At 47.5% G+C, this 8,536-nt stretch carries 7 protein-coding genes; 2 read left to right on the forward strand and 5 right to left on the reverse strand.

Annotated elements, in window-relative coordinates:
- Positions 1-6 precede the first annotated feature (6 nt).
- Positions 7-1,026: an alcohol dehydrogenase AdhP gene (gene adhP / locus AK963_RS09305; RefSeq protein WP_066015189.1), complete on the forward strand. Its 1,020-nt coding sequence runs from the start codon at positions 7-9 to the stop codon at positions 1,024-1,026.
- A gap of 71 nt (positions 1,027-1,097) precedes the next feature.
- Here adhP and AK963_RS09310 read toward each other — a convergent pair whose 3' ends face one another.
- From AK963_RS09310 to AK963_RS09325, 4 genes are all read right to left on the reverse strand, one after another.
- Complete coding sequence (locus AK963_RS09310) at positions 1,098-2,528, reverse strand: MBL fold metallo-hydrolase (RefSeq protein WP_066015190.1); 1,431 nt, start codon at positions 2,526-2,528, stop codon at positions 1,098-1,100.
- A 233-nt stretch (positions 2,529-2,761) separates the two neighbouring features.
- Complete coding sequence (locus tag AK963_RS09315; protein WP_066015191.1) at positions 2,762-4,096, reverse strand: outer membrane protein assembly factor BamD; 1,335 nt, start codon at positions 4,094-4,096, stop codon at positions 2,762-2,764.
- A 19-nt stretch (positions 4,097-4,115) separates the two neighbouring features.
- Positions 4,116-4,892, reverse strand: a complete 777-nt coding sequence (locus AK963_RS09320) for a ferredoxin--NADP reductase (RefSeq protein ID WP_066015192.1) — start codon at positions 4,890-4,892, stop codon at positions 4,116-4,118.
- A complete protein-coding gene (locus AK963_RS09325; RefSeq protein WP_083232556.1) occupies positions 4,879-6,726 on the reverse strand; it encodes a cytochrome P450 in 1,848 nt (615 codons plus the stop codon). Before AK963_RS09325 ends, AK963_RS09320 begins: the two co-directional genes overlap by 14 nt.
- Before the next feature lie 147 nt (positions 6,727-6,873).
- Between AK963_RS09325 and AK963_RS09330 the strand changes: the two genes are divergently transcribed.
- Positions 6,874-7,485 carry a TetR/AcrR family transcriptional regulator gene (locus tag AK963_RS09330; RefSeq protein WP_066015194.1) on the forward strand — a complete coding sequence of 204 codons (612 nt, stop codon included), beginning with the start codon at positions 6,874-6,876 and terminating at the stop codon, positions 7,483-7,485.
- Between the two features lie 219 nt (positions 7,486-7,704).
- Here AK963_RS09330 and AK963_RS09335 read toward each other — a convergent pair whose 3' ends face one another.
- Positions 7,705-8,406: a thiolase C-terminal domain-containing protein gene (locus AK963_RS09335; protein WP_238593681.1), complete on the reverse strand. Its 702-nt coding sequence runs from the start codon at positions 8,404-8,406 to the stop codon at positions 7,705-7,707.
- Positions 8,407-8,536: the final 130 nt, after the last annotated feature.

Raw genomic sequence — 8,536 nt, forward strand, 5'->3', positions numbered from 1 at the left:
TGCACAATGAAAGCAGCCGTTGCCCATGAGTTTAATACACCACTGACCATCGATGATGTTGAAGTGCCGACCATTGGTGATAATGAGATTCTGGTGAGTATAAAAGCGTCAGGTGTCTGCCATACCGATATTCATGCCTGCCACGGTGACTGGCCGGTTAAACCCAATATGCCATTAATACCCGGCCATGAAGGGGTTGGGGTCATCACTGAAATTGGTGGTAACGTTAACCATTTAAAAAAAGGCGACCGAGTTGGCATACCATTTCTCTATACCGCCTGTGGTTATTGCGACTATTGCCTTGAGGGTAAGGAGACATTGTGTCCGGACTGCCTTTATACCGGTTACCATATGAATGGCGGTTATGCAGACTTCTGTCGAGCCGATGCCCGTTATGTGGTTAAAATACCGGATGAACTGGGGTTTATTGAGGCCGCACCACTGTTCTGTGCTGGTGTGACAACCTATAAGGCGCTGAAAGTCAGTAATACAAAACCCGGTGACTGGGTTTCCTGTGTCGGTGTCGGTGGGCTAGGCCACCTGGCCGTCCAATACGCCATCGCTATGGGGTTGAATGTGGTTGCGGTGGATACCGGAGAAGAACGAAAAGCGTTATCTATGAAGCTGGGTGCGAAGCACTTTATTGATTTCAAAAAGGATAAGCCGGAAGAAAGAATCCGTTCTTTACTGGGAACCGGTGTTCATGCAGCCATCTGTACCGCTGTATCCAAAGCAGGTTTTGACAGTGCCTATGCGTCGGTACGTCGAGGTGGAACAATGGTTCTCGTTGGGCTACCTCCTGATGATATGCCTGTCCCCATTTTTGATACGGTTATTAATGGTATTACACTGGTAGGCTCTATCGTTGGGACCCGCAGAGACTTGGAAGAATGCCTTGATTTTGCAGCCATGGGAAAAGTGAAAACGGATATACAGATTCGAAAACTCGAAGAGATTAATCAAATCTTCGACGAGCTTGAAAAAGGTGAGGTAACCGGGCGTATTGTTATGGACTTTGAGTCCTGACAATAACCGCTGATAAAGGGGAACCAGAGATTAGCCTCCTTTATCAGCCCCCTCAATCAATTAGATTTGCACTACAATGCTGCAATATCTTTTTCTGTTGTCGCTATACGAGCCTTCAGCCAGCCGGTTTCACTGAAGTTACTGCCATTCTCATAAGCATGAGCCAATAGCTGTTTCAGTGCCTGTAAACGCAGCTGATAAGCTGATTTATGGTTTGGCTCACTGGCAAGCACCATTTCAATATAATGGAGCGCCTTGACCGGTTGGTTACTGCTTACCTGCTCTTCAGCCTTTACCATCAGAGGATCCGTTCCACCCGCCAGCTCAGCCAGTTCCGGATATAATTGCCTTACCGGAGTCGTGTATAGCTCAGTAGTGGACTCAAAATGGAACCAGGTGCTGTAGTACTCCCAGATACTGCGGACATTCCAGGACACCTTGCCATGCCCCTGACTGATGTTGATTTCATCAGGCAGCTGAACCTCATCCATGAGTTGCCACAGGGTTTTACCCGCATTCATTCCGGCAATGGTCGCATCATGGATATAACGGGTGGCTTCCCGCATTTTCAAAAGATCGCTCTGTAATTGCGCAGCATCCGTCAGAGGATCAAAGTGGCTGGGCAGAATGATTTCCGGCTTCAGATCAACCATGGTATCCAGTGATTTGATATAGGCGACAGGATCGCGGAAGCGCTCACCACGCAAAGTAAACAGGTTGGGAACCATTGGGAACAGCGGGCCAAATACATCTCCGGTAAACAGTGCCTTCTGCTCTGGCACCCACATCACCAGATTATCATCCCCTTCTGCACCGGGTGTTGGAATTACCTGAAACTGAACGCCACCCAGCTCAAATTCGTAGGTATTGCCATCTTCCACAACGATATCGCCAGTAATACCACCGTAGGCAAACATTGAGCCCTCTTTTGGTGGCTCTTCAGGCATAAAGGTATACAGCGTTCGGTTCCGGTTCCAGAAATACTGCTCAAGGTCTTTCAAATAACGCTGACCTTCTGCGAACCGTTCATGAACAATGACTTTGGCATCCGGGTATTCCGCCTGCCAGAATTTCAAACCGCCAATATGGTCACCATGTGAGTGAGAGAGGACGATATAGGCAATATCACCACCGGCCGCTTCCTTCAGCAGTCGTTTATGTTTTACAGCCTGAGTTGGAAGACCGGTATCAAACAGGACATTACCTTCCGGGGTTTTAATCAGAAAGGTGTTGGCAACGCCACTGGCCCGAAAGATATTCTCCTGAAAACGATCCACCTCAATGGGAATGTGATGCAATTTCGCAACTGTTTTTACCTTCAGGTTCGGGTCATGCTCTGATTGTGATGCAATAAACTTGCTGGCCAGGTTACCAGCCACCTCCGCCTTACGTTCATCAATCATTCTGCCCGCATCAGTACCACTTATCCCCAAACCGATACCAACACCAATTAGCGCTGACAATGTGGCCGTTAGCAAAAACTTTATACTGCTTTTTTTCATATTGTGATGCCCCCAAAACAAGAGCTTTTCGTTTTCTGATTATTGTCATGTTGTCAGGGTTCCACCCTATTCCCCTGAACTGGGAGGTATTTGAACATAACCAGCCAAATCAGGCTTATCAGCCGATCTTTTCGGTGTTTTTTTTTATCCAGACGGGTCGGATTTGATAAACTTCTTGCTCGAAAAGTGCTAAAAACCTGCAAGATATAGGGTCCAGACAAGAGCTCCCTGCATTAAACTTCTGTCAGTCTTTGGTACAAAAATTTAGCATCAACATGTCTCTCTTGAAATTGCTCCAACCTTTTTAAACGATCCTCAATTCTTCTCAGGTATTCATTAGTACCCTTTGGCAAGGTCTGCCGGGTGTCTTCTACATCCTCTGTGTCCGTTTTTTTCACACCTGCTCGCCAATCCTCACGAAGATGAAATATATCCTTGAGTGTGTCCTGAGAGCTTTTCAGGTTATAGGAGACGCCCAGCACGTCCATTATTTCATCATCCATCATTTCTAAATGAACTTTTAGATCATCCATTAACGCCAAATACTTTGGTCGAGCTTCAGCCATCTCTTTCTCTGGTTGATTTAAAAAAGAGCAAAATGCCCGAAGCTCATCAATAACTTTCTTCTGATCATCCATCAGCGTTTCTAACTTATAAAAATATTTGTCGAAGCAAGCCTCTGAGCGGAGATCCAGTCTATCCAAGTCTCCAGCCTCCGTATTCAGTCGCTGCTTTGATTCAATGGCTGTATTGAAATCATCACAATAGTTACAGCAAAGATAATACATATCTCTAGCTTCGGACTTCAGGGATGAAAACTCTGGAATAGCAGTGAAGCGTTCAGCCAATGCTAGTTTGGATACAACAGCATAAACTGTTTGAGGAAACCGCTTAATGACTTTCTCGTATAACGCAGTGGCATCCTGATATTGTTTTTCTGCTCTTTTTTTAGCCGCCTGGTTATAAAGCCTTTCAGCTTTAACAGACCAGAGCTCTGTTGATGTGGACTTTTCCCATGCCCACTTTTTGTGATGTTCTACGAATGCTGCAGGTCGCTGCAATATGGTGACACCTGCTTTAAACTGCTCATCTTTCAATAAAATATCTGATGGCAAAGGCCGAACTGTGGCAACAGGCTTAATCAATACATTTTTACAGGATTGATCATGTTTAGCCTTCTCTCCGGCCCCGTTACTAACAACATTAGAGGCTTCCCCCGGCTTGGAAGAGTATTCAGCCTCTGTCAACGGTACAGACTCTTCCTTCGATGTTTCAGGAACATTCTGCGTCAAGCCCTCCGTCACTTCCGGTTCTATTGCTTTAACAACACTGGCCCCAGAAACCATTGATGCGAACGATAGCTTCATATCAGGCCAGGAACCCACAATATTGTCACTATGCTCGGAAAGCGTCAGAGTTGGGTTAACGGTGTTTATGCCACGCCCACCAGCCAGTACAACTTTTTTACCGGCTGGAAGGAGAGGAAAATCATTCAGGTCTAATTCTACATTTTTAGCCGAAAGGCTGCCTAATTCACCTGTCGAAGAACTGCGCTGCAATGATTCCATCACTCATCCATCAGATAATTTATTTCTCAACAAAGGCCCTTTCAATCACGTAATCAGCCACATCGCCGGTATGGGCCGATGCAGTAAAGCCCAGATTATCCAGAATGTCACAGGTATCATTGAGCATGGCCTGACTGCCACAGATCATGGCTTTATCGGTTTCCGGGTTCAGTGGTGGAAGATCAAGGTCATTACACAGCTGACCACTGGTAATCAGGTCCGTCAGCCGGCCGGTATTTCTGAATAACTCACGGGTAACCGTTGGGTAGTAGATCAACTTCTGACGGATCTCCTCGCCCAGGTACTCATGGCTGGGCAGATCATCCAGAAGGTAGTCGTGATAAGCCAGCTCACTGATGTAGCGAACACCATGGACAAGAACGACCTTCTCAAACCGCTCATAGGTTTCAGGGTCTTTGATAATGCTCATAAACGGGGCAAGACCAGTTCCGGTAGCAAAAAGGAACAGGTTCTGGGCTGGCTTCAGATCACCCACCACAAGCGTCCCAACTGGCTTGCGACTGACCAGCACCGAATCCCCCTGCTGTAAATGCTGAAGCCTGGAAGTCAGAGGCCCATCAGGCACCTTGATACTGAGGAACTCAAGGTGCTCCTCATAGTTGGCACTGGCGATACTGTATGCCCGCATCAACGGCTTTCCCTCAACCTCAAGGCCCAGCATGACGAAATGGCCATTATGAAACCTGAGCGATGAGTCACGGGTGGTGGTGAAGCTGAACAGCGTATCGTTCCAATGCTTCACGGTTAACACGGTTTCTTGATTAAATGCTGACATACTCTGCTTCTTTTTCGTTGTTTGCTTCCTTACCCAAGACGATTTCGGAATCCCTATCCGACTGAGGAGCCAGATCCTTTTTATCAGCGACCTCAAAAGCCAAGGGTAACTTTAGCAAAGTACGGGCAAAGATGCTGGCCTCATAAGGACTATCTCCCACAATGGCAAACCGACTGGTTTTCTCAAGCAGCTTCTTCAATACGATACGAATCTCCATTCGCGCCAGTTCCCGCCCGATACAGGCATGCACACCAAAGCCAAACGTCAGGTGTTTCTTCACATTCCGCCGGTTCATATCAAATACGTCAGGGTTATCCCAGAACCGCTCGTCCCGATTACCGGAAGCCCACATCAGAAAGACCTGGGCACCTGCTGGAATGGTGACGCCATGCATTTCGACTTCCCTGGTGGTTACCCGGAAATGCCCCTGGAATGCAGACTCCGTCCGAAACACCTCTTCAATAAACAGCGGAATCTTATCCGGCTCAGCCCGGAGTTCCTTCTCCAGCTCAGGCTCCCTGGCCAGTACCCTGACCGCACTGCCCATGGAGCTGGCAGAGGAGTCACTGCCGGCAATCAGCAGCTGCAGAATAATGGCGATCGCCCTCTGATCATTGATCATGCTGTCCGGGTCAGCACTGTTTTTGATCAGCGTTCCGGTAAAGTTAGCAGGCGGATTCTTTTTGGCTTCAAGATAGTGCTTCCAGAGATAACGGGTAAACTGTGCACTGCTCACACCGATGTCAATCAATTCCACCCGGCTGGCGGTGCCGCTCAGAGAACGAATACCCTGCATACACCAGTATTTGATCTGCTCAAAATCGTCTTCCGGCAATCCCAGTAATCGGATAATCAGGCGCATAGGCAGACGCCAGGCAAAATCCTGCACAAACTCAACATTCCCCCTGGGCAGGAATTCATCCATCATCTCATCGCAAAGCTCTTCCACTTCCTTTTCCAGGCTTTTGACAAAGTGCGCATTAAAACCACTGTGCCCTACCTTTCGCTCTTCTTTATGAATGGGTGGATCCTGCAAAGCCAGGACATCGACAGGTACCACACCCAGTTCACCCAGACGCTCTGCCAGCGTTTTTCCTTTTTTATCAGGATTCCGGGAGCGGCCCCTGACCAGAATTTCCATTAGCTTTGAGGAAAAGGCTGCGGTGTCCTTACTCACAGCTTGAATATCTTCAAACCTGGAAATGCAGTAAAAATCTTTTCCCGGCATTTTATAAACCGGGTAGTGATTCCGGAGCATGCGATAATATTCGAATGGCTCCGTAAAATTACTCTGACTCAGAGGCTGAAACTCTTCCGGAGTCTTCGGGTCGAGGATGGGCAACACCTCTCTTTTATGTTCCTGATCACGCTGCTTCTGACGTTGTAAAACAGTCACTGCCTGGTAAAACAGTACTGACTCAATAACGACCAGCACACCATGAATGCTCATGACCGGCGTACCCTGAATAAAACCGATAATACGCCCTGCTGCAGAACCAACGGCAAAGCCGGCAATCACCATCAATGCTACCCGTCCACCGGTTTCAGTTTTGCAGGCTGCCGCTAATACTACTCCCAGTGCAATGAGCATGGTTCCGTAATAGGACTGAATATCCGTTCTGGCAACCGCATCCAAATTATAGAAATGAAAAACGGCGGCCAGCGTATCCGGCCACACCGTAAAACCGATGCCACAGAGGATGCTCGCCAGGGAAAAATAGAGCACCAGCATAAAAGGTTTCTTAATACTTAACGCCCAACTCAGTGACATCAGGAATCCCTGATAGAGATAAGACAACAAAAGTCGTCGGCCATGAAAGAAAAGCGGTTTCATTGATAAATCCGTCCGGAAACGTTGTTTTTATTGTTTTTGTATACTCTTTATCAAATTAAAAGTATACACCGTATACAAAAACAAAGTTTACACTGTATACTTATTTTTGCAACACTTACCAAAAGAGATAATGCAGTCAGGAAAATTATGAAAAGAGCAGCACTGAGCCAGCGGCAAATTGTTGATATGGCCCTGATCCTCGCCTCCGAAGACAGTGTTCATAATGTCAGCTTTCGCAAACTTGCAGACCGTCTGTCAGTGACCCCCATGGCCATCTATCGCTATTTTGATGATAAAGAAGCACTTCAGGCGGCGATGCTGGATCAATTCATTATCAATGCCCGGGTGTTACCCAATAGCCCCCTTAACTGGGAACAGTGGCTTTTGCACACATCGGATAAAATGTACGCGGCACTTTGCAGTGAGCCGGGCTGGATTACGCTCTTTGGTCAGATCCAGTTAAAACCCGGTGCGCTGGCCGTTATGGACGAATGCCTGATGACGTTGGAGAAAGCCGGGTTTTCCATAGAAACCGCTATCGAAAGCTTTTTTATCCTGTTTCAAAATCTGCTGGGTGCTGTTTGCCTGAATACAGCATTTAATAACAGCGAGGGTCAGGGTATAGCGATTGATATGGACAGTATCCAGCCGTTTACAAGTGTGAAAAATAATCTTCATCGACTGAATAAGGTCGATCACAGAGATCTGTTGAGAAAAGGAATGATATTGCTGGTTAAGGCGCTGAGAGAAGAAATGTAAACGATGGATGTGACATAACTTCCATCAAAAAGTGATGGAAGTTATGTCTGAAGGGAGCACGGTTCACTGGCCTAGGAGCCTGCCGGACTTAATCGACCTTAGCGAGAAAAAGTCCGGTTTGAGCCAGTTTTTATGCTGATTTGAGGCGAATAGTAGTTCTATTCAACGAAAAGCAGAATAAAAATCGGCCAAATCCGGCTTTTTCGCAGTAGGTCAGTGTTAAGTCAGACAGGCTCCTAGTATCAAGCCACTGGTAGGGACACCGGTACCGGCAGATACCAGCACATTATTTACCTGATCAACCTGATTCACCGCACTGCCGCGAACCTGACGCACAGCCTCGGCAATACCATTCATACCATGGATGTAGGCCTCACCAATCTGCCCGCCATGAGTGTTGATGGGCAGCCTTCCTCCCATAGTAATCTGGCCATCACGGATAAAGTCCTTAGCGGTTCCCTTATCGCAGAAACCAAACTCTTCCAGCTGTGGCAGCACAAACGGTGTGAAGTGGTCATAGATCACCGCCGTCTGGATATCGTCCGGAGTCAGACCTGCCTGGCGGTAAAGCTGCTTGGCAACCAGACCCACCTCGCTCAGTCGGGTGATATCCTGCCGGTAGAAATGAGTCATCATCTGCGGATCATCACAGGCACCCTGCGCAGCACCTTTAATCAATGCTGGCTTATGATTCAGCTTTTTCGCCCGCTCCGCAGAAGTAATGACCAGGGCCACACCACCATCACTTTCCTGACAGCAATCCAGCAGACGCAGTGGCTCACAGATCCAGCGGGAGTTCTGATGATCGTCCAGTGTGATGGGCTGTTCATAGAACCAGGCATTGGGATTAGTAGCAGCAAATTGTCGTGCAGCAACCGCCACCCGCCCAAAGTCCTCTGTCGTGGCACCCGTTTCATACATATAATACCAATTTCATTTTCAAAATATGTCACGAATTCTGCGATTGCCTTTATACTTTAAATAGCCTGTTGTTCATCCCGTTAATGTCATGCCTAAAACTCCCGATTTTCCTGAAAACTTTCACGATGCA

This window comes from Endozoicomonas atrinae (assembly GCF_001647025.1).
Classification (GTDB): Bacteria; Pseudomonadota; Gammaproteobacteria; order Pseudomonadales; family Endozoicomonadaceae; genus Endozoicomonas; species Endozoicomonas atrinae.

Coding starts and splice junctions, on each gene's coding strand:
- adhP (WP_066015189.1), top strand. CDS start 7: ATGAAAGCAGCCGTTGCCCATGAGTTTAATACACCACTGACCATCGAT.
- AK963_RS09310 (WP_066015190.1), bottom strand. CDS start 2,528: ATGAAAAAAAGCAGTATAAAGTTTTTGCTAACGGCCACATTGTCAGCG.
- AK963_RS09315 (WP_066015191.1), bottom strand. CDS start 4,096: ATGGAATCATTGCAGCGCAGTTCTTCGACAGGTGAATTAGGCAGCCTT.
- AK963_RS09320 (WP_066015192.1), bottom strand. CDS start 4,892: ATGTCAGCATTTAATCAAGAAACCGTGTTAACCGTGAAGCATTGGAAC.
- AK963_RS09325 (WP_083232556.1), bottom strand. CDS start 6,726: ATGAAACCGCTTTTCTTTCATGGCCGACGACTTTTGTTGTCTTATCTC.
- AK963_RS09330 (WP_066015194.1), top strand. CDS start 6,874: ATGAAAAGAGCAGCACTGAGCCAGCGGCAAATTGTTGATATGGCCCTG.
- AK963_RS09335 (WP_238593681.1), bottom strand. CDS start 8,406: ATGTATGAAACGGGTGCCACGACAGAGGACTTTGGGCGGGTGGCGGTT.